Genomic DNA, 1317 nt, shown 5'->3' with positions numbered 1-1317 from the left:
TGCAGTTTGACTTTCTAAGTCGAAGTTTTGGACGATTCCATTTTCAGCATCACCATCTACAACATCGTCACACAATTCTAAATCTAATACTGGATTTGCTGTGGGAACCGAATTAATTTGAACATTGAATTGCCCTAAACCTTGACAGTTATTGTTAACTGTACTTAAAATTTTATAATAAATGGGAAACTGAATTCCTTCTGGAACATTTGTAATATCTATTTTGCTTAAATTGTTTCTGTAGTTGGTAATATCAATTTCATTTAAAGTGTTTGCTCTGTCAGTAATATTTTCATAAAATGTTACTTCTGTATTTGCGGGTGCATTTATACCTGCTAATATGGCGCTTTCATTTAAAGAAAAGTTAGTTATACCATCTGTATCACTGTTCATACCTGGAGTATCCAGCCCATTTGCGTCTAAAAAATCGTCGCAAACAGGTGGTTGTAAAGTATTGTATGGATTGTCTGGTGTTTGTCCGACATTTATGATTAATTCAACAATATCTCTAGTACAACCTTGGTCTGTAAAAACTTTAACGTATACAGACTGTGTAGCATTTGATTGTACTGGGTAAGCGGTAATGTTTGTAATTTCTGAAGTACCCATAGCATCTATAAAAAACTGAAACCTTACATTTGGGGTGTTACTAATACTAGGTTGTGCTGTAGTTAAATTAACTGTAGGATTGTTATTGTTTGCACTTACACAATGCTCTAAAACAGGATTAGTAGCAACTACAGGTAAAGTGTCTACAATTAGTTCTAAGGTTTTAGAAGCGTCAAAACAAGCAGCGTTGTCAACATTTTCGACCCTAATAAAAACTGTTTGCGAATTTGTAACTTGGTGGTTTGTGTTTTTATTAATAATTGTGCTAGCATCATTAGTTTCTGCACCAGTTAAAGTAGTATGGTAAGATAAGTTATATTGTGTATTACTTAAAGCACCTAATATTTCTGAATCTTTTGTGTTTAATACAAATGTATTGATAACACCATCTGTATCTCCACCAGCACTTGCATTGTTGTCGCAAATTCTGTAAGGTGTTGGCTGTTTAGGTTCTGGGAATCCTGTTACAGCAAGCCTAAATGTTGTAATGTCTATACAGGCTGTTGGTGCTTTTTTGTTTTGTACTCTAGCATAAATTATTTGTGAACTATAAGCACTTGGATTTGTATAACTATCTGGCAGAGGATTATCTCTAGAATTGGCGTCTGCTGAATTATCAAAATATAATACTTCAAAAATAGTGGTATCTAAACCACCTAAAATTTCAGTGTCTTTTTCAGCAGGTAAATTAAAAGTGTTAAAACCGTC

1 protein-coding gene is annotated in these 1317 nt (G+C 33.6%); it reads right to left on the bottom strand.

Annotation, left to right across the window (positions count from 1 at the left end; translation table 11 throughout):
- Positions 1 to 1317: hypothetical protein (locus tag ACTG3S_RS14480; protein ID WP_439130038.1), on the bottom strand; the 1317-nt coding region annotated here is incomplete at both ends.

The sequence above is a fragment of the Polaribacter sp. genome (genome assembly GCF_965656025.1).
In the GTDB taxonomy this organism is placed as follows: domain Bacteria; phylum Bacteroidota; class Bacteroidia; order Flavobacteriales; family Flavobacteriaceae; genus Polaribacter.
The sequence above is the reverse complement of the archived record's forward strand: the minus strand, read 5'-3'. Positions and strand labels throughout refer to the sequence as shown.